Genomic DNA, 24,454 nt, shown 5'->3' on the forward strand with positions numbered 1-24,454 from the left:
GGTCCAGCGCATGCCCGCAGTTTCATCCCGGGGCCGAGGCCGCCGCACGATCAACGAGATCAACATGGTCCCGTTCATCGACGTGATGCTGGTGCTGCTGATCATCTTCATGGTCACCGCGCCGCTCATCACGCCGAGCGTGATCAACCTGCCCTCGGTCGACCGCGCCAACAAGCAGCCCGACAAGCCGATCGAGATCGTCATCAAGAGCGACGACGAAGCGCAGATCAAGAAGGACCCGTCCACCGGCAGCGGTGGCACCTCCGTTCCCATGACCCAGATCGGCTCCGCGGCCAAGACCGCCCAGGGCGGCGACGACCAGCGCCCCGTGGTCATCAGCGCCGACAAGTCCGTGAAGTACGAAACCGTCGTGAAGGCGATGAACCAGCTCAAGCGCAGCGGCATCGAGCGCGTGGGCCTGTCCGTCACCACCACGGGCGGCAAATAAGGCATGTCGCTCGCACTGGATCGCCCCGAGTTCGCACCACCGCCGCAGCGCGGCACGCCGCGCGCAGTGCTGCTCGCGCTGGTCGCGCACGCGCTGCTGATTGCCGCGCTGACGTGGGGAGTGCGCTGGCGCAGCGATGCCGACGAAGGCGCCGTCGATGCGGAACTGTGGTCTTCCACGGTGCAGCAGGCCGCGCCGCGCCTGTCGGCGCCGCAGGCACCCACGCCCGCTCCCGCGCCGCCGCCGCCTGCGCCTCCTCCGCCGCCACCGCCGCCTCAGGTGAAGGCCCCCGAGCCCGCCCCGGCGCCGCGCGCGCCGGACATCGCGCTCGAGCGCGAGAAAAAGCTCAAGGAAGAAAAGGAACAGAAGGAGCGCGAGCTCGAGCGCCAGCAACAGCAGCGCAAGAAGGAGCTCGAGGCCAAGCAGCGCGCCGAAGACGAAGCCGAGCGCAAGAAGGCGCAGCAGCAAAAGCTCGCCGAACAGCAGAAGAAACAGCAGCAGGAGGCCGAGGCCAAGCAGGCCGAAGCGAAGAAGCAGCAGGAAGCCGCAGCCAAGCAGGCCGCGGCCGACCGCGCCGCAACGCTCAAGCGCATGCAGGGCCTCGCGGGCGCGAGCGGCAGCGACGATTCCAAGGGCACGGCAATGCGCTCGTCAGGACCGTCGAGCGGCTACGCCGGACGCATTGCCGCGGCGGTACGCCCCAACATMACCTTCCCCGATGCCGAGACAGTCAATGGCAATCCGGCCGCCGAGTTCGAGGTGAACCTGGCACCGGACGGCACCATCGTCGGCGTCAAGCTGACCAAGTCGAGCGGACTGCCCAGCTGGGACGAAGCCGCCGAACGCGGCCTGCACAAGACCGACAAGCTGCCGCGCGACACCGACGGGCGCATCTTCCCGTCGCTGATCGTCTCGCTGCGGCCCAAGCGGTAGTTGCAGGGCCGGCCAGGCGCCAAGCGCGCCCGGCCGCCTCGCCGCTCACTCGTAGACCACCGAGGCCTTGCCGGCTTCCGCCTGCGCCGTCCAGCTCGCGAGCGCGGCGTCGGTCGGGAAGAACTTCGCGCGCTCGCCCAGCTGCAGCTCGACCTGCGCACCGCCGCGCGCCATCGACAGGCGCACCGGCAGCCCCTGCACGAGGTCGCCGTGCTCGCTCTGCTCGGTGCGCGGCGGAAAGTCTTTCACCAGGCGCGCGATGTCGGGCGCCTTGCCATTGACCGCCACGCGCAGGAATTTTCCGAAGCGGCAGCGCGCGGTGGCCAGGTCCCACACCTGCTGCACCTGGAAGCGGGCCTCGAAGCCGCCGCGGCCCGGCTGCAGCCGGCCGCTCACGATCACCAGTTCGTCGTCCTTCAGGGTGTTGCGGTTCGCGTTGATCAGCGCCTCGTCCGCGGTGGCGTCGATGGCATCGGACTTGTCGTCGAGCTTGAAGATCGCCAGCCGGCCGCGCTGGCCGTTGATCACGCGGAAATCGCTCACGATGCCCGCGATCACCTGCTGCTCGCGCGTGTCCATGAGGTCGCCGATCTCGCGCTTGCAGAAGCGCCGCACCTCGTGCGCCACCTCGTCGAACAGGTGGCCTGAAAGATAGAAGCCGACGGCCGTCTTCTCGAAGGTGAGCCGCTCCTTCACGCCCCAGGGCGTGGCGTCCACCAGCTCGGGCTCCTGCGTGGCCGAGCCGTGCTCGCTGTCGCCGAAGATGTCGACCTGCGCGGCATTGGCCTCGGTGGCGGCCGCAAACTCGAAGGCGCGGTCGACCGAGGCGATGAGCGAGGCGCGGTTCTGCTGGATCGAATCGAAGGCACCGGCCTTGATGAGCGCTTCGACCGTGCGCTTGTTGATGCGCTGGCGGTCGATGCGCACGCAGAAATCGAACAGGCTCTTGAAGGGCCCGCCTTCTTCGCGTGCGCGCACCACGGCCTCGACCGCGAGCTGGCCCGTGCCCTTGACCGCCCCCAGGCCGTAGCGGATCACCTTGTCGGTGACCGGCTCGAAGCGGTAGTTGCCGCGGTTCACGTCCGGCGGCTCGAAGGTGATGCCGAAGTTCTTCTGCGCGTCCTCGAACAGCACCTTGAGCTTGTCGGTGTCGTCCATTTCCACGGTCATGTTGGCGCAGAAGAACTCGGCCGTGTAGTGGACCTTGAGCCAACCGGTGTGGTACGCCAGCAGAGAGTAGGCGGCGGCGTGCGACTTGTTGAAGCCGTAGCCCGCGAACTTCTCCATCAAGTCGAAGATCTCGTCGGCCTTGTCCTGGGGAATGCCGTGCGTCGAGAGCGCGCCCGCGCGGAATTTCTCGCGGTGCTCGGCCATCTCCTCGAGCTTTTTCTTGCCCATGGCGCGGCGCAGCAGGTCGGCGCCGCCGAGCGAATAGCCGCCCAGGATCTGCGCGGTCTGCATCACCTGCTCCTGGTAGACCATGATCCCGTAGGTCTCGGAGAGCATCTCGGCCACGGCCGGGTGCGGGTACTCCACCTCTTCGCGGCCGTGCTTGCGCGCCACGAAGCTCGGGATCAGGTCCATCGGGCCCGGACGGTACAGCGCGTTGAGCGCGATCAGGTCCTCCAGGCGCGTCGGCCGCGCATCCTTCAGCATGCCCTGCATGCCGCGGCTTTCGAACTGGAACACCGCTTCGGTCTTGCCCTCGGAGAACAGCTTGTAGGTCTCGCGGTCGTCGAGCTTGATGTTCTCGTACGCGAAGTTCTCCTGGCCCTTGTGGCGCTTGACGATGAACTCTTTCGCGATCTCGAGGATCGTGAGCGTGGCCAGGCCCAGGAAGTCGAACTTCACGAGGCCGATGGCCTCCACGTCGTCCTTGTCGTACTGGCTCACGGCCGAGTCGCTGCCGGGCTGCTGGTAGAGCGGGCAGAAGTCGGTGAGCTTGCCGGGCGCAATCAGCACGCCGCCCGCGTGCATGCCGATGTTGCGGGTCATGCCTTCGAGCTTCTGCGCGAGCTCGACCAGCATGCGCACTTCTTCTTCCTTCTCGATGCGCGCCGCGAGCTGCGGCTCCATCTCGATGGCGTAGTTGTTCTTGTCGCCTTCCACCTTGGGGTTGGGCGGATACTGGATGGTGACGGGCTGGCCCGGCTTGTTGGGAATGAGCTTGCTGATGCCGTCGCAGAACATGTAGCTCATGTCGAGCACGCGCCCCACGTCGCGGATGGCGGCGCGCGCGGCCATCGTTCCGAAGGTGGCGATCTGGCTCACGGCATCGCGGCCGTACTTGTCCTTGACGTAGTCGATCACGCGGTCGCGGTTGCCCTGGCAGAAGTCGATGTCGAAGTCGGGCATCGAGACGCGCTCGGGGTTCAGGAAACGTTCGAACAGCAGCTTGTATTCAAGCGGATCGAGGTCGGTGATCTTCAGCGCATAGGCCACCAGCGAGCCCGCGCCCGAGCCCCGGCCCGGGCCCACCGGGCAGCCATTGTTCTTGGCCCACTTGATGAAGTCGCCCACGATCAGGAAGTAGCCGGGGAAGCCCATGTTCAGGATCGTGTTGATCTCGAACTCGAGCCGCTCCACATAGCGTGGCCGCTCGGCCTCGCGCCTGGCCGGATCGGGATAGAGGTGCGCCAGGCGTTCTTCCAGGCCCACGAAGGACTCCTGGCGGAAGAACTCGTCGATCGGCATGCGCACGCCTTCGCTGATGAAGGGCGTCGGAAAATCGGGCAGCTGCGGCTTGCCGAGCACCAGCGTGAGGTTGCAGCGCTTGGCGATCTCGACCGTGTTGGCCAGCGCGCTCGGCACGTCGGCAAAGAGCGCCTGCATTTCGGCGCTCGACTTGAAGTACTGCTCCTCGGTGAACTTGCGCACGCGGCGCGGGTTGCCGAGGATTTCGCCTTCCGAGATGCAGACGCGCGCCTCGTGCGCCTCGTAGTCCTGGCGTTCGGCAAACTGCACCGGGTGCGTGGCGACCACCGGCAGGCGCAGCCGGGCCGCGAGCTTGACGGCGGCAATCACATGCGGCTCGTCCTCGGGGCGGCCCGCGCGCTGCAGCTCGATGTAGAAGCGGTGCGGGAACATGCCCGCCAATTGCAGCGCCAGCTCGGCGGCGCGCTCTTCCTGGCCCTGCAGCAGCGGCGCGCCCAGCGGGCCGGCCTGCGCGCCCGACAGCGCGATCAGCCCGCCCTGCAGCTCCTGGAGCCATTCGAGCTTGCAGGCCGCCTGCGACTGGCCGCGGCCCACGTTCTGCGTCCAGGCGCGTGCCAGCAGCTCGGACAGGTGCAGGTAGCCCTCCATGTTCTGCACCAGCAGCACGATGCGGGTGAGCACGCCGGGCTCCTTGCCCAGGCCTTCGATGAAGATTTCAGCGCCGATGACCGGCTTGACGCCCTTGCCTCGCCCCTGCTTGTAGAACTTGACCGCCCCAAACAGGTTGTTCAGGTCGGTGATGGCCAGTGCGGGCTGCTTGTCGGCAGCGGCGGCCTTGACGACTTCGTCGATGCGGTTGGTGCCGTCGACGACGGAAAACTCAGTGTGCAGGCGCAGGTGAACAAACATCCTTCCATTGTAGAAAGCACCGCCCCCACGATGTGGGTTGGCAATCCCTACAATCGCCCCCCGTGCAAGAGATTTTGAATATCGCGGCCTACAAGTTTGTGGCCATCGACGACAGCCCCGTGCTGCGCGAAGACCTGCGCGGGCGCGCCCAGGCCCTGGGCCTCATGGGCACCATCCTGCTGGCGCCCGAGGGCATCAACCTGTTCCTGGCGGGGCTGCCCGATGCCGTGCGCAGCTTCGTGGCCGGCCTGCGCGCCGATGCGCGCTTCGCCGACCTCGAGACCAAGGAAAGCTGGTCCGCCGCGCAGCCCTTCCGCCGCATGCTGGTGAAACTCAAGCGCGAGATCATCCGCATGGACCATCCGGCCATCCAGCCGGCAGCGGGCCGGGCGCCGGGCGTGGACGCGCCCACGCTCAAGCGCTGGCTCGACCAGGGCCACGACGATGAAGGCCGGGAAATCGCGCTGCTCGACACGCGCAACGACTTCGAGGTCGACGAAGGCAGCTTCGACGGCGCAATCGACTGGCGCATCACCAAGTTCACCGAATTCCCGCCCGCGCTCAAGGCGCACTGCGCCGATTTCGCGGGCAAGACCGTGGTGAGCTTCTGCACCGGCGGCATCCGCTGCGAGAAGGCCGCCATCCTGATGCGCGAGGAAGGCATCGAGAACGTGCTGCAGCTCGAAGGCGGCATCCTCAAATATTTCGAAGAGGTCGGCGGTGCGCACTACCACGGCGACTGCTTCGTGTTCGACGGCCGGCGCGCGCTCGCGCCCGACCTGAGCGCGCGTGCGGCCGATGCCAGTGCGCGTGCGTCGGAAGACATCGACCTCGGCAGCGGCCTGAAGAAATAGCCGGCGGGTTGCCGGCCACGCGCTCCGCAGATCAGACCGGCGTGGTGCCCACGTCGGGTTCGCGCACGCCAAAGGGCTTGCCGGGCAGCGGAATGAACTCGGTCTCGCCAGGCACATGTCCCATGCGCTGCGCAGCCCAGTCGGAGCCGGCTTCGAGGATGCGCTCGCGCCGGCTCGATACGAAATTCCAGGTGATGTAGCGCGGGCCGTCGAGCGGCTCGCCGCCGATCACCATCAGGCGCGCCGCGGTGTCGCAAGCCAGCACTGCGCCCTGGCCGTCGGGCAGAACAGCCATCGTGTGCGCGGGGATCGCTTCGCCATTGACGCGCACATCGGCATCGACGGCATACACCGCCAATTCGGGCGCCAGCGCGGGCAGCTCGAAGCGGCCGCCCGCGGGCAATGCGATGTCGAGGTAGATCGTCTGCGACAGCGTCTTGACCGGCGAGCGTTGGCCAAAGGCCTCGCCCACCAGCACGCGCACCGCCACGCCCTGCTCCACCACCTGCGGAATGCCACCGGCCGGCGTGTGCTCGAAGCTCGGCTCGATTTCTTCGTGCGCCTGCGGCAAGGCAGCCCAGAGCTGCAGCCCGTGGTTCACGTAGGTGTCGGCCTTAAGGCGTTCGGGCTTGCGCTCGGAGTGCACGATGCCGCGCCCCGCGGTCATCCAGTTGATCGCGCCGGGCAGGATCTCCTGCACGCTGCCGATGCTGTCGCGATGCATCATCGCGCCCTCGAAAAGATAGGTGACCGTGGACAGGCCGATGTGCGGATGCGGCCGCACGTCGTGCGCCATGCCGGGCTGCTCGGTGGCCGGGCCGAAGTGGTCGAAGAACACGAACGGGCCCACCGAGCGGCGCTGCGCCGCAGGCAGCAGGCGCCGCACATTGAAGCCGCCGCCCAGGTCCTTGTCGTGTGGTTGAAGCAATTGGGTCTGTGCGGCGGTATCGGTCATCGGGGGCTCCGTGGTTGGCTGGGTTTTATCCGCGCGATCTTGCCACTGTGGCAATACGCTCGCCGAATGCCCTTGCCGTGTCGAAGTCGCCCTTGAACATCTCGGCCGGGCTCGCATCCGAAGGCGACTGCGTCAGCAGGCCGCCGTAGCCGCCCACGTAGTTCATCGAATCGCGCGTGGCCGCCTTGCTGTTGCTCGGCAGGATGCCCATGCTGACCCACACGCCGCTGTGCTGCATCGCAAGCGTCCACAGGTAGGCCATGGTCGCGACCTTGTCGCCGTTCATGGTGGCGCTGTTGGTGAAGCCCGCAAAGAGCTTGTCCTTCCAGCCCTGCGTGAACCAGACCTTCGACGACGCATCGGCGAATTTCTTGAACTGCCAGCTCACGCCGCCCATGTAGGTCGGCGAGCCGAAGATGATCGCGTCGGCCGCGGCCAGCGTTTCCCAGCCGCCTTCGGGCAGGTTGCCATCGGCATCGATGGCGAGCAGCTGCGCGTCCGCGCCATCGGCCACGGCTTGCGCCACGCGCTGGGTATGGCCGTAGCCGGAATGGAAGACAACGACGATGTTTGCCATGTTCAGGGACTCCTTTGTTCAGGTTGTGGAATCAGCGCTTGTCGATGCTGAAGCGGCCGGGGCCGAAGGCGGCGAAGGCGAGCAGGCCGCCGGCAATGGCGATGTTCTTGTTGAAGTTGATCTGCTGCATCATCTTCATCGCATCGGGCGCCGACCAGTACTTGTGGAAGAACAGCGCGGTGACCACGGTGAAGACGGCCATTGCAATGGCGGTCCAGCGGGTCTTGAAGCCCACCAGCAGCGCGATGCCGAGGACGAGCTCGACCAGGATGGCGATCGCGGCGCCGACTTCCGGCAGCGGCAGGCCCACCGAGTTGATGTAGCCCACGGTGCCCGCAAAGCCCATGAGCTTGCCGATGCCGGCCGGGATGAACAGGTACGCGATCAGGATGCGGCCGACCAGCGCCAGCGTGTCCTGGGCTGCATTGGGGGTGGTGGTTGTGGTTGCCATGTGTGAAAACTCCTCGGGTTGTTGAAACTGAAAAAAGAACAGGGGAAAAAGAAGGCCGGGCGGCATGCGCCCGGCCCGGGATCACGCCGCCAGGTCGAACACCAGCACTTCGGCATCCTTGCCGGCGCCGAGCGTGAGCTGCGATTCGCCCTGGAGCATCGCGGCGTCGCCGCCCACAAGCTTCTGGCCATTGACTTCGAGCTCGCCGCGCACCAGGTGCACGTAGCTCTTGCGCTCGGGGTCGAGCGCCAGGCTGGCCTTCTCGTCGCCGTCGAGCAGGCCGGCGAAGAGGCGCGCATCGGCATGCACCGTGACCGAGCCGTCGGCACCGTCGGGCGAGGCCACCAGGCGCAGCTTGCCGCGCTTTTCAGCGTCGCTGAACTTCTTCTGCTCGTAGCCGGGCGCAATGCCGCGCACGTTCGGCTCGATCCAGATCTGCAGGAAGTGCGTGGTCTCGTCGGCCTTGTGGTTGAACTCGCTGTGCATCACGCCGCGGCCCGCGCTCATGCGCTGCACGTCGCCCGGCGGGATGGATTCCACATTGCCCATGCTGTCCTTGTGCGCCAGTTCGCCCGAGAGCACGTAGCTGATGATCTCCATGTCCTTGTGGCCATGGGTGCCGAAACCGGCGCCCGCGGCCACGCGATCTTCGTTGATCACCCGCAGGTTGCCGAAACCCATGTGGGCCGGGTCGTAGTAGCCGGCAAAGGAAAAGCTGTGGAACGAGCGCAGCCAGCCATGGTCGGCATAACCGCGTTCCTGTGATTTACGGACTTGCAACATCGTCAAACTCCTTCGGCCCTGCCCGTGGGGGTTGCTCGGGCCTTCTTCGTATGCCGCGCCGGATGCGCAGCGGATGTGAAGAACTTTAGGCCCGCACCCCATCGATAAAAGCGCCGGGTTTTGATGGCATCATTCAAATTTTTTGATCGGTCGATTCGCCGGTCGAAGGAGCCGCCATGCCCAGCGCCAGAGACGTACTGACCCCCGATGCGCTCGCCATGCTGCAGACCGTGGCGAGCACCGGCAGCTTTGCCGGCGCGGCGCGCGCGCTCAACCTCGTGCCCAGCGCGCTCAGCTACCGCGTGCGCCAGATCGAGGACGCGCTCGACGTGCTGCTGTTCGACCGCAGCGCACGCCAGGCCCGCATCACCGAGGCCGGCGCCGAGCTGCTGCGCGAGGCGGCGCGGCTGCTCGGCGAGATCGATGCGGTGGCCAACCGCGTCAAGCGCGTGGCCACCGGCTGGGAGCCGATGCTCACCATCGCGGTCGACAGCGTGATCGCGCGCGACCCGCTGCTCGACCTGGCCACGGCTTTCTTCGCGCTCGATCCGCCCACGCGGCTCAAGCTGCGCGACGAAACCCTGCTCGGCACCATCGAGGCGCTGACCAGCGGCGAGGCCGACCTGGCCATTGGCGCGGTGCTCGACGCGGCGAGCCTGGCCTTCACCGCCACCGGCATCCGCAGCCGGCCGATCGGCGAGCTGTGCTTCGTCTATGCGGTGGCGCCGCACCATCCGCTCGCGCGCCTGCCCGAGCCATTGACCGATGCGGTGCTTCGCCAGCATCGCGCGGTGGCCGCGGCCGACTCGGTGCGCAGCGGGCCGAGCATGACGGTCAACCTGGTCGGTGGACAGGACGTGCTCACGGTGCCGAGCATGCAGGCCAAGCTGAACGCGCAGCTGCACGGCCTGGGCGGCGGCTTCCTGCCCGAGCCGATGGCGCGGCCCTACATCGAGGCCGGCCACCTGGTCGAGCGCAAGACCGAACGCCAGCCGCCGCTCGCGACCATGCACTGCGCCTGGCGCGTGCGCAGCGCGGGCGGACCGGGCCGCGCACTCGAATGGTGGCTCGCGCAGTTCGAGCACGAGGCCACGCGGCGGGCTCTGCTCGAACGGCATCGCGGGCGTTGATTCGTTGCGGGACATTCGCGGAGGGGAGTACCCGGTGGCCTGTGCACGCACCCCGAACAGGACACGTCCTCCAGCCGCCTCCCGGACCGATGTAGAGTCCGGACACATCCATCCGTCTCCGTACACAAGAAAAGAGTCCCTCATGACCACTCGCGCAACTGCAAAGGCGGCCGACCGCCACCGAACCCCCGCCGCTCCACGCCACTACGCCGTCGTCGGCGCCGGCATTGCCGGAGTCGCCTGCGCCCGGACGCTGGTGCAGGCCGGCCACAAGGTCACCGTGTTCGAACGCGAGGCCGCGCCCGGCGGGCGCATGGCGAGCGTCGACACCGCCTTCGGCCGCTTCGACAGCGGCGCGCAGTACTTCACCGTGCGCGATCCGCGCTTTGCGCTGGCGCTGGAAGCCACGCCGAGCCTCTGCCGCCCCTGGAGCGCCAACCTCGTGCGCGTGCTCGATGCGCACGGCCGCGTGGCCGAGGCCGCATTGCCCGGGCGCGAATCGCACTGGGTGGCCCAGCCGGGCATGGACGCCCTGGTGGCCCACTGGGCCGCGCCGCTGGGCGACAGCCTCGTGCTCGACACGCAGGTCACGCAGATCGAAGCCGATGCGCTCGACCCCAAGCGCTGGCAGTTGCGCACCGCCGGCGAAGACGATTCGCAGCACGTGTACTCGGGCTTCGACGCCGTGCTGCTGGCCGTGCCGCCCTCGCGCACGCGCGCGCTGCTGGGCGACGGCAAGCTTTCGGCCGCCATCAGCCAGAAGATCGAGCCGGTGCGCATCGCGCCCTGCTGGACGCTGATGATCGCCTTTCCGCAGGCCAACCAGGCCAACATGTCGCACCTCGGCCCGCAATGGAATGCGGCGCGCAGCACCCATCACCGCGTGGCATGGCTGGCGCGCGAATCGTCCAAGCCCGGCCGCGAACGCGTGGAGCGCTGGACGCTGCAGGCCAGCGCCACCTGGTCGCAGGAGCACCTGCGCGACGATGCCGCGCGCGTCGAGGCCAAGCTGCTGCGCGCCTTCGCCGAGATCACCGGCATCCATGCCGCGCCCACGCACGCCCGGGCACGCTGCTGGCCCGAAGCCCAGACCCAGGTGCCCGTGGGCAAGAGCCACCTGTGGGACGCCAAGGCACGCATCGGCGTGGCCGGCGACTGGTGCACCGGGCACCGGGTCGAAGATGCGTTCCTCTCGGGCCTTTCGCTGGCGCTTGCAGTGATCTGATCCACGGATGCGGGAGACCGGCCGTTTCGCGCCCTCGCCCACCGGCCCGCTGCATGCCGGCTCGCTGGTGGCCGCGCTCGCAAGCTGGCTCGACGTGCGCGCGCGCGGCCCCAAGGCGCGCTGGCTGATCCGCATCGAGGACGCCGACACCGAACGCTGCCTGCCCGGCATGGGCGAGCACATCCTTGGGCAACTGGCCGACTGCGGCCTGCTGCCCGACGAAACACCGGTATGGCAGACGCAGCGCACCGAGCGCTACGAAGCCGCGCTGGCAAGGCTGCAGGCCCTCGGCCTTGCCTACCCCTGCGGCTGCTCGCGCAAGGACATCGACGAGGCGCTGGCACGGCTCGGCCGGCCGCACACGCGCCATGGCGAGCGGGTCTACCCCGGCACCTGCCGCGACGGCCTGCACGGCAAACCCGCACGCGCCTGGCGCTTTGCCACCGAGAAGTTCGAATCGGCCCAGCCGGCCTTGGCCCATGGCGAACTCTGCTGGACCGACCGCCGCCTCGGCCGCCAATGCCAGGACGTGAGCCGCGAGGTTGGCGACTTCGTGCTGCGTCGCGCGGACGGCCCCTGGGCCTACCAGCTTGCGGTGGTGGTCGACGACGCGGAACAGGGCGTGACCGACGTGGTGCGCGGCGAAGACCTGGCCGACAACACCGCGCGCCAGATCCTGCTGCAGCGCGCACTCGGCCTGCCCACGCCCAGCTACCTGCACACGCCGCTGGTGCGCGGCGCCGACGGCGACAAGCTCTCCAAGCAGAACGGCGCCACCGCCATCGACACCGCCACGCCAGAGGCTGCCCTGGCCGCCCTCGACGCGGCCGCGCGCGTGCTCGGCCTGCGCGCCACCACGGCCGCTTCCTGCGCGCCTGCATTGGCCGGCTGGGTGCCCGAATGGCGCGATCTCTACAATTCGCGGCCGTAATGACCTTTCCCGACACCGTGCCCCACGATTCCACGCCCAGCGACGACGACGACGCGGCCGACGACAACAGCAACAACAAGCCGCATCCGCTGCACCGCCGCCTCAAGAGCTTCGTGAAGCGCGCCGGCCGCACCACCGACGGCCAGGCGCGCGCCTTTGCCGAGCTGGGCCCGCTGTTCCTCATTCCCTACAAGCCCGAGCCGCTCGACCTGACGGCGGCCTTCGGCGGCCGCGCCGCGCCGACCGTGCTCGAGATCGGCTTTGGCATGGGCGAGGCCACCGCGCACATCGCCACGGTGCTGCCCGAGACCAACTTCCTGTGCTGCGAAGTGCACGAGCCCGGCGTGGGCGCGCTGCTCAAGCGCATCGGCGAGCAGTCGATCAGCAACATCCGCATCTGCGCGCACGATGCGGTCGACGTGCTCGACCACATGCTGCAGCCCGGCTCGCTGGCGGGCGTGCATGTGTTCTTTCCCGACCCCTGGCACAAGAAGCGCCACAACAAGCGCCGCCTGATCCAGCCCGAGTTCGTGAAAAAGCTCGCCGAGCACCTGCAGCCGGGCGGCTACATCCACTGCGCCACCGACTGGCAGCCCTACGCCGAGCAGATGCTCGAGGTGCTGTCCGCCGAGCCGCTGCTGCGCAATACGGCCGAAGGCTACGCGCCCAAGCCCGAGTACCGGCCGCTCACCAAGTTCGAGAACCGCGGCATCAAGCTGGGCCACGGCGTCTGGGACCTGGTGTTCCGGCGCGCCTGAGGCCGCTGCTCCTGCGGGAGGCCCGCCGGGCCTCGTTTTCCGCAGCCTTCCCGATCGGCACCGAACTTGCTACACTTTTTTACTACTGTTAAAAAAGGTGAGCCATGGACAGTTCTCGCAGGGAATGGCTGGGCAAGGCGTGCGGGGCGCTGCTGCTGGGCGGCGGCGTTCATCTGCCGGCGTTGTCGCAATCGTCGGGACGCGCGGCGGGCGCACGGGTGGTCGTGCTGGGCCAGTCGGTGCCGCTGACAGGCGCCGCCGGCGAGATCGGGCTGGCCTTTGCGGCCGGCAGCCGGCTCGCGGTGGCCGACTTCAACGAGCGCAATGCCGCCAGCGGCCTGCAGCTCAAGCTGCTGCAGCTGGACGACGGCTACGACGCAGGCCGGGCTGCCGCCAATGCACGCACGCTGCTTGGCACCGACAAGGCCGACATGCTGTTCGGCTTCGTGGGCACGGCCAGCAGCGATGCGGGTGCCAACGTGGCCGCGCAGCAGGGCAGCCTGCTGTTCGCGCCTTTTGCCGCCGCCGACACGCTGCGCGAGGCCAGCCACCCCAACGTGTTCCACGTGCGCCCCGGCATGATCGACGAGGCGCTGAAGATCGTGCGCCAGTGCGCCACCGTGGGCCAGACGCGCATCGCGCTGGTGGGCGACGACGACGCCATGGGCCGCGCCGGCCTGGCCGCCGTGCAGCAGGCCATCACCGAGCTGAAGCTGCCCGCGCTGGTGGCCTCGGCGATGGTGCCGGCCGGCGGCGCCGACAAACTCGACGCGGCGCTGAAGACGGTGCTGCAGCAGACGCCGCAGGCCATCGTGCTGGTGTCGCTCTCGGGCACCACGGCCAATGCGATCCGCAAGCTGCGCAAGAGCGGCTACAGCGGCAGCTTCATGGCCTTCTCGATCGTGGGCATCGACCCGCTCTATGCCGAACTGGGCAAGGACATCGGCGGCATCGTGATCTCGCAGGTGGTGCCGTCGCCGCGGCCCTCGGCCATTCCGATCGTCAAGGAGTACCGCGCCGCGGTCGACAACTCCGACCAGACGCCCTCGTACGAAGGGCTCGAAGGCTTCATCGCGGTCAAGGTGGCGGGCGAAGCGGTGCGCCGCGCGGGCCGCGGCTTCACCACGGCGAGCCTGCAGCGCGTGATGACCGCCATGACCGACTACGACGTGGGCGGCTTTCGCGTCAACCTGCGCCCGGGCCTGCGCGATGCCTCGCGCACCATCGACCTGATCAGCATCTCCGCCGACGGGCGCGTGCTGCGCTGAGGCGCTATCCGGTGCTCGCCAGCGCCTGCAGCGCATCGATCGACCTGAGCTCGATGCGCCCGTAGCCCAGCGCGAGCACGCCCTCGCCCGCCAGCGCATTGAGCTCCTTCGAAAGCGTCTGGCGCGTGACGCCGAGCATCATCGCCAGCGCCTCCTGCGGCAGCATCAGCGTGCGGCGCAGCTGCACCGACTGCGTGGCGTCGCCGCGCGCCAGCACCAGCAGCCGGTGCGCCACGCGCGCACGCAGGCTGCGCAGCGTGGCGTCTTCGGTGAGGCCGTAGAGCATGCGCACGCGCGCGGCCAGCATGGCGGCCATCGCATTGGCAAAGACCACGTCGCGCATCTGCTGGGCAAAGGCCTCGGGCGGCACCACGAGCAGGTCGAGCGCCTCCAGCGCGGTGGCGTCGTGGGTGCGCGGCGAGCCGTCGATCAGCGTGATCTCGCCGAACCAGTTGCCGGGCTCGAGCACCGCAAGAATGGCCTCGCGCCCGTCCTGCCGCAGCGAAGAGACCTTGATCGTGCCGGCCAGGAGGCCATAGAAGCCGCCGCCCGCCGCATGGATCGGATCGCCCTGGCGGAACACCATGGCGCCGCGCCGCACGTGGATGAGTTCGCCCGCGCCCAGCAGTGCTTCGCGCTGCGCGCGCGGCATGCTGGTGAACCATGGATTGCGCTCCATCACGGCGCGGTGCGGGGCGGAGAGACGCGGTTTGGAAGGCGGCATGCGGGGGTTTACCAGAGCCTTGCATTGTCAAATTCTTGACAGTTGAACGTCAAGCCCGGGTCTACAGTGGCCGCTCCCCCCAAAGAACACGGAGACAACACGATGAGCGAACGGGCAGGTTTCAGGAGCATGCAGGAGAGCACGCGCGAAGACTGGCAGCTGATAGGCGGCGAGTTCAGGCAGTTCGCGGCCGGCCTGCCCGCGCGCGTGATCCGGCACCTGCAGATCCTCGAAGGCGACTACGGCGGCTTTCCGGTCGACCGCTACACCCATTCGCTGCAGACCGCCACGCGCGCGCTGCGCGACGGCCGCGACGAGGAATACGTGGTGTGCGCGCTCCTGCACGACATCGGCGACACGCTCGGCAGCTTCAACCATCCCGACATTGCCGCGGCCATCCTCAAGCCCTTCGTGAGCGAGGCCAACCACTGGATGGTGCAGCACCACGGCATCTTCCAGGGCCACTACTTCTTCCATCACATCGGCCTGGACCGCGACATGCGCGACGGCTTCAAGGACCATCCGCACTACGAGCGCACGGCCGAGTTCTGCGCGCTCTACGACAACCCGGCCTTCGACCCCCGCGCCGAGACGCTGCCCATCAGCGAGTTCGAGCCCATGCTGCAGCGCCTGATGGCGCAGCCGAAGCAGAGCATCTACAAGGCGGCCATGAAGGAACCAGCCGCGGCCTGACCCATCCCCAAGGAAACCACCACCATGAACGCAAACACCCAATCCGAAATCCAGAAGCTCGTCTCCGCCGAGGAGTGGCAGCTGCGCGTCGACCTTGCCGCCTGCTACCGCCTGGTGGCGCTCTACGGCTGGAGCGACCTGGTCTTCACGCACATCAGTGCGCGCATTCCCGGGCCCGAGCACCACTTCCTGATCAACCCCTACGGCCTGATGTTCGACGAGATCACCGCGTCGAGCCTGGTCAAGGTCGACCAGCAGTGCAACAAGATCATCGACTCGCCCTACCCCGTGAACCCGGCCGGCTTCGTGATCCACAGCGCCGTGCATGCGGCGCGCGAAGACATCCAGTGCGTGCTGCACACCCACACCAAGGCCGGCATTGCGGTGAGCGCGCAGAAGAACGGCGTGCTGCCCATCAGCCAGCAGTCGACCTTCGTGCTGGCATCGCTGGCCTACCACGACTACGAAGGCGTGGCCTTCCGCGACGACGAGAAGCCGCGCCTGCAGGCCGACATGGGCAACGCCAATTTCCTGATGCTGCGCAACCACGGCCTGCTGACTTGCGGCAAGACCATTGCCGACGCCTTCCTTTCGATGTACACCTTCGAGAACACCTGCCAGATCCAGATCGCCGCGCAATCGGGCGGCGGCGAGCTCACGCAGGTGAACCCCAGGATCGTCGAGGGCGTGGGCCAGGCGATGAAGGTGCAGACCGGCGGCCTGGGCGGGCAGTTCGTCTGGCCCTCGCTGATCCGCAAGCTCGACCGCATCGACGACAGCTACAGGCAATAAGCAACAAGCGCCGATCCCGGTTTCCACGGCTGCCAGCGCCTGCGCGACGGGTGTTGGCGGCCATTTTTTCATCTGCGCGATGATGCGGGCATGGAACTCCGGCAACTGCGCTACTTCGTCAAGGTCTGCGAACTGCGCAGCATGGGCCGTGCGGCCGTCGAACTGGGCGTGGTCACCTCGGCGCTGAGCCAGCAGATCAGCCGGCTCGAAGGCGAGCTTTCCACGCGCCTCTTGCAGCGCAGCTCGACCGGCGTGGCGCCCACCGATGCCGGCCTGGCCTTTTTGCAGCAGGCCCAGCTCACGCTGCGGCATGCCGACGATGCCGTGCGCGCGGCGCAGCAGGCGCGCCTGTCGGGCCATGTGAGCGTGGGCCTTGCGCCCACCACGGCCACCGTGCTGGGCGTGCCGCTGATGCGCGCCATGCAGCAGCGCTACCCCGAGGTGCGGCTGCACATGGTCGAGGCGCTGTCGGGCCATCTCACGACGATGCTGCATGCGCGCCAGCTCGACCTGGCGGTGCTGTTCCAGACCGATACGCCGCGGCGCTGGAGCGTGGCGCCGCTCCTGGCCGAGAAGCTGTTCGTGATCGCGTCGCCGACGCTGGAGGGGCGCCCCACGGGCACCAGGGTCCGCCTGTCGCAGCTCGCCGAGGTGCCGCTGATCCTGCCGAGCGGCAGCCACGGCCTGCGCGCGACGCTGATGACGGCCTTTGCGCGGGCCCGCATCCAGCCGCGCATCGTTGCCGAGGTCGACGGCCTCGCGCTGCTGATGGACGCGGTGCGCGCGGGCTACGGCGCCACCGTGCAGCCCGGCGCCGCCACGGCCCGGCATGACCGCGACGACCTGGAGCTCACGCAGATCAGCGATGCGCACGTGGGCCGCCGCAACCTGCTCGTAAGCCTGTCCGACGACGAGCTTTCGCCGGCCGCTCTGGCCGCGCGCGTGGTGGTTGCCGACACGGCGCGCGCCCTGGTGCGCGAGGGCCGATGGACCGGCGCAAGTCTTCTCGATAACTGAACACCCGTTGCGTCGTTCGGCCTTTCGCCTGAAGGCCTGGCTCCCTAAAGTCTCCTGGATTCAAAGGAGACCCACGAGTGATAGATGTACTGGTTGTCGGCGGCGGCAATGCCGCGCTGTGCGCCGCGCTGATGGCGCGCGAGGCCGGCGCTTCGGTGCTGCTGCTGGAAGCCTCGCCGAAGGAATGGCGCGGCGGCAATTCGCAGCACACCCGCAACCTGCGCTGCATGCACGATGCCCCGCAGGACGTGCTGGTCGATGCCTACCCTGAAGAGGAGTACTGGCAAGACCTGCTGAAGGTGACGGGTGGCCTGACCGACGAGCACCTCGCGCGGCTGGTGATCCGCGCCTCGTCGAACTGCCGCGACTGGATGCGCAGCCACGGCGTGCACTTCCAGCCGCCGCTGTCGGGTGCGCTGCACGTGGCGCGCACCAATGCCTTCTTCATGGGCGGCGGCAAGGCGCTGGTGAACGCCTATTTCCGGAGCGCCGAAAAACTCGGCGTGCAGATCCGCTACGAGACGCCCGTGGCCTCGGTGGAGCTCGACGGCGACCGCTTCGTGGCCGTGCGCACCGAGGCCGGCGAGCGCATCGAAGCCAGGAGCTGCGTGCTGGCCGCCGGCGGCTTCGAATCGAACCGTGAATGGCTGCGCGAAGCCTGGGGCCGGAACGAGCGCGGCGAATGGCCGGCCGACAACTTCCTCGTCCGCGGCACGCGCTTCAACCAGGGCGTGCTGCTGAAATACATGATCGGCGCCGGCGCCGACAGCATCGGCGATCCGTCGCAGGGCCACATGGTGGCCATCGATGCGCGCGCACCGCTCTACGACGGCGGCATCTGCACCCGCATCGACTGCGTGTCGCTCGGCGTGGTGGTCAACCGTGACGCGCAGCGCTTCTACGACGAGGGCGAAGACTTCTGGCCCAAGCGCTACGCGATCTGGGGCCGGCTCGTGGCGCAGCAGCCGGGGCAGATCGCGTGGTCGGTCATCGACCAGAAGGCCGTCGGGCGCTTCATGCCGCCAGTATTCGCCGGCACGCAGGCAAGCACGCTGGGCGAACTCGCGCAGAAGATTGGCCTGGACGAAGCCACGTTCGTCCGCACCGTGCAGGACTACAACGCGGCCTGCCGCGTCGGCCGCTTCGACCACACGGCCCTCGACGACTGCCACACCGAAGGCATCGCGCCCGCCAAGACGCACTGGGCGCGTCCGATCGACACCGCACCCTTCTACGCCTACCCGCTGCGGCCCGGCATCACCTTCACGTATCTCGGCCTGAAGGTGGACGAGACCGCGGCCGTGCGCTTTGGCGGCCGGCCCAGCCCCAACCTGTTCGTGGCCGGCGAAATGATGGCCGGCAACGTGCTGGGTAAGGGCTACACGGCCGGCGTGGGCATGAGCATCGGCACGGCCTTCGGCCGCATCGCGGGCACGCAGGCGGCACGCGCAGCAAAGAGCCATTCGAAAAAGAATTCCCCGGAGACCGCCCTTGCAGCAGCTCACTGACCTGGTCGCACGCGCCCGTGCGGATGCCGATGGCATCGGCAGCGCATCGGCGCGCGTCATTCCCATCCGGCCGGCGCTGCCGCTCGCCGCCAGCGAAGCCGAAGTCGCGCGCATCCTGCAGATCTGCAACGCCTGCCGGTATTGCGAAGGCTTCTGCGCCGTGTTCCCCGCAATGACGCGGCGGCTGGAGTTCGGCAAGGCCGACACGCACTATCTGGCCAACCTGTGCCACAACTGCGGCTCCTGCCTGCATGCCTGCCAATATGCGCCGCCGCACGAGTTTGCGGTGAACGTGCCGCAGGCGATGGCGCAGGTGCGCCTGCAGACCTACCACGACTACGCCTGGCCCCCTGCGATGGGCGCGCTCTACAAGAAGGCCGGGCTCACCGTCGCGCTGGCGCTGGCCGGTGGATTGGCGCTGTTCCTCGTGCTGGCCGTCGCGATGTCGGGCTCGCTGCTGCACGAGCCGCTCGCGGGCAACTTCTACGCGATCTTTCCGCACAACTTTCTCGCGCTGGTGTTCGGCGCGGTGTTCGCCTTTGTGCTGTTCGCGCTGGCAATGGGCGTGCGGCGCTTCTGGCGCGAGGTGTCGCCGACGCAGGAGAACGCGCCGGGCGAAGTGGCCGGCGTGCGCGCCGCGGCCGGCGCCGAGGCCGCGCACGACGTGCTGCGCCTCACCTACCTGGACGGCGGCCACGGCGAGGGCTGCAACAACGAAGACGACCGCTTCACGCCCTGGCGCCGGCGTTTCCACCACTTCACCTTCTACGGCTTCATGCTGTGCTTCGCCTCCACCTGCGTGGCAACGCTCTACCACTACCTGCTGGGCCTGCACGCGCCCTATGCGCTCACGAGCCTGCCGGTGCTGCTGGGCACCGCGGGCGGCATCGGCCTGGTGATCGGCCCCGTCGGGCTGCTGTGGCTGAACCTGCGGCGCAATGCGGCGCATGGCGACGTGGCCCAGCGGCCGATGGACCGCGGCTTCATCGCGCTGCTGCTGCTCACCAGCGTGACCGGCCTGGCCCTGCTCGCGTGGCGCGACACCGCCTTCATGGCGCTGCTGCTCGCGGTGCACCTGGGCGTGGTGATGGCGCTGTTCCTCACGCTGCCCTACGGCAAGTTCGCGCACGGCATCTTCCGCTCGGCGGCGCTGCTCAAGTTCGCGATCGAGAAACGCCTGCCCAGCCGCCTGCAGCTGGGCGCCGAGTGAATGAACTCGTGCACCCCAGACCCTGCAATCTTCAAAGCCACGACAACACCAAGACCCATCACGATGAACAAGACGCTCTCCTCTTTCCTGCGCGCCGGCATGGCCGCCCTGCTCTCGGCGGCGGCCGCATCGACCGCGCTCGCAGACGGCTGGCCCGCCAAGCCCATCACCATCGTCGTGCCCTTTGTGGCAGGCGGCACCACTGACATCGTCGCGCGCACCGTGGGCCAGAAGCTCTCGGAATCGCTCGGGCAGCCGGTCATCATCGACAACCGTGGCGGCGCGGGCGGCACCGTGGGCGCGGCCATCGCATCGAAGGCGCCGGCCGACGGCTACACGCTGTTCCTGGCCACCATCGCGCATTCGATCGCGCCGGGCCTCTACAAGCGCCTGCCCTACGACTTCCAGCGCGACTTCGATCCCGTGGCGCTCGTGGCCTCCACGCCCAACGTGCTGGTGGTCAACGACAAGGTGCCGGCCAGGTCGGTGGCGGAACTGGTGGCCTACATCAAGGCCAATCCCGGCAAGGTGAACTTCGGCTCGGCCGGCAACGGCAGCACCGAGCACATCTCGGGCGAGCTGTTCCGCTCGATGACCCGGACCGACGTCACCCACGTGCCCTACAAGGGCGGCGCGCCGATGATGGCGGACCTGATCGGCGGCCAGATCCAGATGGCCATCGAGACCAGCCCCTCGGCCGCGCCGCACGTGCGCGGCGGCAAGGTGCATGCGCTGGCCGTGACCACGCTGAAGCGCTCGCCGGCCTACCCGGGCGTGCCCACGCTGGACGAGGCCGGCCTCAAGGGCTACGACATGACCACCTGGTTCGCACTCATGGCACCGCACGGCACGCCGCCGGCACTGGTCACGCGCCTGAACGCCGAAGTCGCCCGCGCGCTGCAGCAGCAGGACGTGGCCAGGCGTTTCGAGGAGCAAGGCGTAACAGCAGGCAACATGCGGCCGGCCGAGCTCAAGGCCTTCATCGGCAGCGAAACCACCAAGTGGGTGAAGGTGGCCCGCGACGCCGGCGCGACCGCCGAATAGGCGCCCGCGCCTTACCGTCAAAGCCCGGCCGTTCCGTGCGGCATCGCTTTGGCATGAGAATGGCGTGCCATGCACGTTCGAATCCCCGCCATGGCGGCGGCCCTGCTGGGCCTGGCCTCGGTTCTCTTCTCCCCCGCGTCTCTCCCGGCCCCGGCCACCGCCGAGGGCGCCAAGGGCGCGGACGCCCGCATCGAATCGCTCATCGCCCGCATGACGGTCGAGGAGAAGGTCGGCCAGCTCAGCCTCTACGGCCCCGCCAACACCAACATTCCCGGCAACCCGCAAGCCGGCCAGCGCAATGCGCAGCAGGAGATCGACGACGTGCGCGCCGGCCGCGTCACCGGCCTGTTCAACAACGAGGGGCTGGAGCGCAAGCGGGTGCTGCAGGAGGTGGCCGTGCGCGAATCGCGCCTGGGCATTCCGCTGCTGTACGGCGCCGACGTGATCCACGGCTTTCGCACCATCTTCCCGATGCCGCTGGCCGAGGCCGCGAGCTGGGAGCCCGAACTGGCCGAGCGCACCGCGCGCGCCGCCGCGGTGGAAGCGAGCGCCGATGGCTTTCGCTGGACCTTCGCGCCGATGGTGGACATTGCACGCGATGCGCGATGGGGCCGCGGCATCGAGGGCGCGGGCGAAGACGTGTACCTGGCCAACCAGTTCGCGGCCGCGCGCGTGCGCGGCTTCCAGGGCGCCGACCTCTCGCGCGGCGATTCGCTGCTGGCCACGCCCAAGCACTTCGCGGCCTACGGCGCTGCCGAGGGCGGGCTCGATTACGCCGCCACCGACATCTCCGAGCGCACGCTGCGCCAGGTCTACCTGCCGCCGTTCCGCGCCGCGCTGGACGCGGGCGCGCTCTCGGTCATGAGCGCCTTCAACGAGATCTCGGGCATTCCGTCGATTGCCAACCCGGCGCTGCTCACGGGCGTGCTGCGCGACGAATGGAAGTTCAAGGGCTTCGTGGTGTCCGACTACACGGCCGACGAGGAACTGATCGCGCACGGCTACGCCGCCGACGGCCGCGAGGCGGCCAAGCAGTCGTTCCTGGCCGGCACCGACGTCAGCATGCAGAGCGGCCTGTACATGCGCCACCTACCCGAACTCGTGGCCTCGGGCGAAGTGCCGATGGCGCGCCTGGACGACGCGGTGCGCCGCGTGCTGTGGGTCAAGCAGAAGCTGGGCCTCTTCGACCAGCCGCTGCGCGGGCTCGACGCCGCACCGGCACAGCCGCGGGCCGACAACCCCGCGCACATCGCGCTGGCGCGCGAGGATGCGCGCCGCTCCATCGTGCTGCTGAAGAACGAACGCGCAGTGCTGCCGCTGCCCAAGGCGGGCCGCAAGATCGCGCTGATCGGGCCCTTCGCCTCGGGCACGCAGGACCTGCTCGGCGCGTGGAGCCTGTTTCCGGGCCAGGCGGCGCCCGTGGGCATCGACGACGGCCTGCGCGCCGCGCTGGCCGACCCGGGCGCGCTGGCGGTGGTGCGCGGCTCGGGCATCGATGCGCCGCTGGCCGGCGGCATCGAGGCCGCCGTGGCCGCCGCGCGCGAGGCCGACGTGGTGGTGCTCGCCATCGGCGAGAGCGAGCGCATGTCGGGCGAGGCGCGCTCGCGCACCGACATCGGCATTCCGCAGGCCCAGCAGGACCTGGCCGAGGCCGTGGCCGCCACCGGCAAGCCCGTGGTCGTGCTGCTGAGCAACGGCCGCGCGATGGCACTCAAGGGTGCGGTGCGCAATGCAGACGCCATCCTCGTCACCTGGTTTCTCGGCGTGCAGACCGGCAACGCCATTGCCGACGTGGTGTTCGGCGACTTCAATCCCTCGGGCCGCCTGCCGGTGAGCTTTCCGCAGGCTTCCGGCCAGGTGCCCTTCTACTACGGCCAGAAGCGCACCGGCCGGCCGCTGCCCGACTACGACCAGGCCATGGCCTTCAAGACCCGCTACGTGGACACCACGAACCGGGCGCTCTACCCCTTCGGCCATGGCATCGGCTATGCGCCGGTGCGCTACGACGGCATGGAGCTGAGCCAGGACCGGCTGCCGATCGGCGGCACGCTGCGCGTGCGCGCCACCGTCACCAACACCGGCCAGCGCGAGGCCGAGGAAGTGGTGCAGTTGTATGCCGCCGAACGCGCCGCGAGCGTGACGCGGCCGGTGCGCGAGCTCAAGAACTTCCGCAAGGTGCGCATCGGGCCCGGTGCGTCGAAGGTGGTCGAGTTCACGCTGCGTCCGGACGACTTGCAGTTCATCGGCCGCGACATGAAGCCGACGGTGGAGCCGGGAGAATTCGACCTGTGGGTGGCACCTTCGGCCGCAGACGGCATCAAGAAGAGCTTCGCGCTCACGCGGGAGTGAGGCGCGGTGGACGATCGGTCGATGATGAAAACACCCCTGCTCGCCGGACGCCGCCTGGCACTCATCTGCGAAACGAGCACCGAGAGCTACAGCTTCGGTCCGGACGGCACGGTCGCCGCGATCCTGGGAGAAAAGAACGGACCTGCATGCGCACCGATCTTTCGCTACAGGGTGCTGTCCGCCGACAGCATCGAGCTGCTGGACGGCGACAGGGTGTTCGCGGCCTGGACGCACATCGAGATCGATGGCGATCTGCTGCGCGCCCGATGCAACGGGCAAGCCAAGGTATTCAGGATCGGATGAGGAACGGCTGGCGGAGAACGCGAAAAACGGGCCCCGTCGGGGGCCCGTTCTTCATTGCGCCGATCAAGGGAGCGATTCGGCTCAGAGGCCGGCCTGGCGCGTGAACGACACGCTGGGCTTCTTGTAGGCTTGCGGCACTTCGTCGCGGTAGAACGCGCGGCGGTCGAGGCTTGCGAGCGGGTCGTGCGCCTTGGCAACGGCTTCGGCCTGGATGGTCGCGCGGTCGGCGGTCGAGGTGAAGGCTTGCGCACCGGCGCTGGCGCTGTCGCCGTATTCGTTGCCGGCGCGGGCGGCGGCAACGGCTTGCGGCGCGACTTCGGCGCGCGAAACGCCGGAGTTCACGGTCAGCACACCTTCGTAGGTTTCTGCATGCGCACCGGCGGCAGCCAGGAGCGAGAGGGCAGCAGCAGCGAGGACTTTCGAGGCATTCATTTCAATCTCCTAATGGGTTGGTTGGTGAAATGAAGTGTGATCCTGAAGTGCCTCAAAAAACCGCGGCAAACGGAATCGCGGCGTTCACGGGATTGAAACAATCGAGCCGGTGCCGGCCCGCTGCATGCCGTGGATTGTTAGGCCTGCATTAGTGCGAAATCATCCAGGGCCGCTTGGTAGGCGCCGACTTGGCGCCGTTGGGTGCCGTCACCGTCGCACTGCGCCGCGGCGATGAACCCGAGCAGCAGCTGCAGCCCGCCGGATGCTTGAAGCGCGCGTAGTCGCGCGAGCTGCCCGGCTCGTGCCGGGCGCGCTCGTTGGTCTCCATCGCGCGGCGCGTGCCCGAGGCCATCAGCGCGAGCCGCGGCGCGGCCGAAAGCACGCGTGGCGATGCTGCGCCGCAGTCGGGGCATGCGGCGGGATCGTCGCGCTGGCCCGAAGGCCGCAGCGCCTCAAAGCCGCCGCACTGGCCGCAGGCGTAGTCGTAGGTGGGCATGGGCGCGTT

24 protein-coding genes are annotated in these 24,454 nt (G+C 68.5%); 16 read left to right on the plus strand and 8 right to left on the minus strand.

The annotated features are described in order from the left end of the window. The first annotated feature begins 10 nt into the window (after positions 1 to 10). Both AC1DMS_RS04670 and tolA read left to right on the plus strand, forming a co-directional pair. The gene (locus AC1DMS_RS04670) at positions 11 to 448 is read left to right on the plus strand and encodes an ExbD/TolR family protein (protein WP_012748215.1); all 438 of its coding nucleotides are present in this window, start codon (positions 11 to 13) and stop codon (positions 446 to 448) included. A gap of 3 nt (positions 449 to 451) precedes the next feature. Next, a complete protein-coding gene (gene tolA / locus AC1DMS_RS04675; RefSeq protein ID WP_478081602.1) occupies positions 452 to 1,381 on the plus strand; it encodes a cell envelope integrity protein TolA in 930 nt (309 codons plus the stop codon). A 45-nt stretch (positions 1,382 to 1,426) separates the two neighbouring features. Here tolA and dnaE read toward each other — a convergent pair whose 3' ends face one another. Then, complete coding sequence (gene dnaE, locus AC1DMS_RS04680) at positions 1,427 to 4,945, minus strand: DNA polymerase III subunit alpha (RefSeq protein ID WP_028254112.1); 3,519 nt, start codon at positions 4,943 to 4,945, stop codon at positions 1,427 to 1,429. A gap of 62 nt (positions 4,946 to 5,007) precedes the next feature. Between dnaE and AC1DMS_RS04685 the strand changes: the two genes are divergently transcribed. After that, positions 5,008 to 5,799, plus strand: a complete 792-nt coding sequence (locus tag AC1DMS_RS04685; protein ID WP_478080483.1) for a sulfurtransferase — start codon at positions 5,008 to 5,010, stop codon at positions 5,797 to 5,799. Between the two features lie 31 nt (positions 5,800 to 5,830). On the opposite strand, the gene AC1DMS_RS04690 is transcribed toward AC1DMS_RS04685, so the two are convergent. Genes AC1DMS_RS04690 through AC1DMS_RS04705 form a run of 4 tightly spaced genes read right to left on the minus strand, consistent with a single transcriptional unit; the run spans position 5,831 to position 8,565 of the window. Then, the gene (locus AC1DMS_RS04690) at positions 5,831 to 6,754 is read right to left on the minus strand and encodes a pirin family protein (protein WP_412511111.1); all 924 of its coding nucleotides are present in this window, start codon (positions 6,752 to 6,754) and stop codon (positions 5,831 to 5,833) included. 25 nt (positions 6,755 to 6,779) lie between these two features. After that, on the minus strand, positions 6,780 to 7,331 hold the full coding sequence (locus tag AC1DMS_RS04695; protein WP_478080484.1) for a flavodoxin family protein: 552 nt from the start codon (positions 7,329 to 7,331) through the stop codon (positions 6,780 to 6,782). A gap of 31 nt (positions 7,332 to 7,362) precedes the next feature. Next, positions 7,363 to 7,848, minus strand: coding sequence for a DoxX family protein (locus AC1DMS_RS04700; protein ID WP_259347625.1), 486 nt, complete (start codon positions 7,846 to 7,848; stop codon positions 7,363 to 7,365). Between the two features lie 15 nt (positions 7,849 to 7,863). Beyond that, a complete protein-coding gene (locus tag AC1DMS_RS04705) occupies positions 7,864 to 8,565 on the minus strand; it encodes a pirin family protein (protein WP_478080485.1) in 702 nt (233 codons plus the stop codon). 176 nt (positions 8,566 to 8,741) lie between these two features. Between AC1DMS_RS04705 and AC1DMS_RS04710 the strand changes: the two genes are divergently transcribed. The 5 genes from AC1DMS_RS04710 (at position 8,742) to AC1DMS_RS04730 (ending at position 13,877) form a co-directional block, all read left to right on the plus strand. Then, positions 8,742 to 9,695 (plus strand): LysR family transcriptional regulator, encoded by a 954-nt coding sequence (locus AC1DMS_RS04710; RefSeq protein WP_012748223.1) that lies wholly within the window; start codon positions 8,742 to 8,744, stop codon positions 9,693 to 9,695. Positions 9,696 to 9,837: 142 nt separating this feature from the next. Beyond that, positions 9,838 to 10,920 (plus strand): NAD(P)/FAD-dependent oxidoreductase, encoded by a 1,083-nt coding sequence (locus AC1DMS_RS04715; RefSeq protein WP_307592464.1) that lies wholly within the window; start codon positions 9,838 to 9,840, stop codon positions 10,918 to 10,920. Positions 10,921 to 10,927: 7 nt separating this feature from the next. Continuing rightward, positions 10,928 to 11,851 carry a tRNA glutamyl-Q(34) synthetase GluQRS gene (gene gluQRS, locus AC1DMS_RS04720; RefSeq protein ID WP_478080486.1) on the plus strand — a complete coding sequence of 308 codons (924 nt, stop codon included), beginning with the start codon at positions 10,928 to 10,930 and terminating at the stop codon, positions 11,849 to 11,851. Beyond that, complete coding sequence (trmB, locus tag AC1DMS_RS04725; protein ID WP_018904635.1) at positions 11,851 to 12,609, plus strand: tRNA (guanosine(46)-N7)-methyltransferase TrmB; 759 nt, start codon at positions 11,851 to 11,853, stop codon at positions 12,607 to 12,609. The genes gluQRS and trmB overlap by 1 nt, the downstream gene beginning before the upstream one ends. 104 nt (positions 12,610 to 12,713) lie before the next feature. After that, the gene (locus tag AC1DMS_RS04730; RefSeq protein ID WP_012748227.1) at positions 12,714 to 13,877 is read left to right on the plus strand and encodes an ABC transporter substrate-binding protein; all 1,164 of its coding nucleotides are present in this window, start codon (positions 12,714 to 12,716) and stop codon (positions 13,875 to 13,877) included. Between the two features lie 4 nt (positions 13,878 to 13,881). On the opposite strand, the gene AC1DMS_RS04735 is transcribed toward AC1DMS_RS04730, so the two are convergent. Next, complete coding sequence (locus AC1DMS_RS04735) at positions 13,882 to 14,601, minus strand: Crp/Fnr family transcriptional regulator (protein WP_478080488.1); 720 nt, start codon at positions 14,599 to 14,601, stop codon at positions 13,882 to 13,884. A 102-nt stretch (positions 14,602 to 14,703) separates the two neighbouring features. Here AC1DMS_RS04735 and AC1DMS_RS04740 point away from each other — a divergent pair, with 102 nt between their 5' ends. The 8 genes from AC1DMS_RS04740 to AC1DMS_RS04775 all read left to right on the plus strand — a co-directional run bounded on the left by AC1DMS_RS04740 (position 14,704) and on the right by AC1DMS_RS04775 (position 23,517). Further along, positions 14,704 to 15,294, plus strand: coding sequence for an HD domain-containing protein (locus tag AC1DMS_RS04740; RefSeq protein ID WP_018904638.1), 591 nt, complete (start codon positions 14,704 to 14,706; stop codon positions 15,292 to 15,294). A 24-nt stretch (positions 15,295 to 15,318) separates the two neighbouring features. Continuing rightward, complete coding sequence (locus AC1DMS_RS04745; protein ID WP_018904639.1) at positions 15,319 to 16,086, plus strand: class II aldolase/adducin family protein; 768 nt, start codon at positions 15,319 to 15,321, stop codon at positions 16,084 to 16,086. 90 nt (positions 16,087 to 16,176) lie between these two features. Next, on the plus strand, positions 16,177 to 17,103 hold the full coding sequence (locus AC1DMS_RS04750) for a LysR family transcriptional regulator (protein ID WP_478080489.1): 927 nt from the start codon (positions 16,177 to 16,179) through the stop codon (positions 17,101 to 17,103). 77 nt (positions 17,104 to 17,180) lie between these two features. Beyond that, complete coding sequence (gene tcuA / locus AC1DMS_RS04755) at positions 17,181 to 18,611, plus strand: FAD-dependent tricarballylate dehydrogenase TcuA (RefSeq protein ID WP_478080490.1); 1,431 nt, start codon at positions 17,181 to 17,183, stop codon at positions 18,609 to 18,611. Further along, positions 18,595 to 19,821: a tricarballylate utilization 4Fe-4S protein TcuB gene (tcuB, locus tag AC1DMS_RS04760; RefSeq protein WP_478080491.1), complete on the plus strand. Its 1,227-nt coding sequence runs from the start codon at positions 18,595 to 18,597 to the stop codon at positions 19,819 to 19,821. The genes tcuA and tcuB overlap by 17 nt, the downstream gene beginning before the upstream one ends. Before the next feature lie 63 nt (positions 19,822 to 19,884). Beyond that, complete coding sequence (locus tag AC1DMS_RS04765; protein ID WP_278875624.1) at positions 19,885 to 20,865, plus strand: tripartite tricarboxylate transporter substrate binding protein; 981 nt, start codon at positions 19,885 to 19,887, stop codon at positions 20,863 to 20,865. Between the two features lie 69 nt (positions 20,866 to 20,934). Further along, positions 20,935 to 23,214, plus strand: a complete 2,280-nt coding sequence (locus AC1DMS_RS04770; RefSeq protein ID WP_478080492.1) for a glycoside hydrolase family 3 N-terminal domain-containing protein — start codon at positions 20,935 to 20,937, stop codon at positions 23,212 to 23,214. Between the two features lie 6 nt (positions 23,215 to 23,220). After that, the gene (locus AC1DMS_RS04775) at positions 23,221 to 23,517 is read left to right on the plus strand and encodes a hypothetical protein (RefSeq protein WP_278875621.1); all 297 of its coding nucleotides are present in this window, start codon (positions 23,221 to 23,223) and stop codon (positions 23,515 to 23,517) included. 81 nt (positions 23,518 to 23,598) lie between these two features. Here AC1DMS_RS04775 and AC1DMS_RS04780 read toward each other — a convergent pair whose 3' ends face one another. Together AC1DMS_RS04780 and AC1DMS_RS04785 are read right to left on the minus strand one after the other, a co-directional pair. Continuing rightward, the gene (locus tag AC1DMS_RS04780) at positions 23,599 to 23,949 is read right to left on the minus strand and encodes a hypothetical protein (RefSeq protein WP_012748237.1); all 351 of its coding nucleotides are present in this window, start codon (positions 23,947 to 23,949) and stop codon (positions 23,599 to 23,601) included. Positions 23,950 to 24,097: 148 nt separating this feature from the next. Then, positions 24,098 to 24,445: an FmdB family zinc ribbon protein gene (locus AC1DMS_RS04785; protein ID WP_478083370.1), complete on the minus strand. Its 348-nt coding sequence runs from the start codon at positions 24,443 to 24,445 to the stop codon at positions 24,098 to 24,100. Between the last annotated feature and the right edge of the window lie 9 nt (positions 24,446 to 24,454).

It is taken from the genome of Variovorax sp. 05T418, from assembly GCF_056396385.1.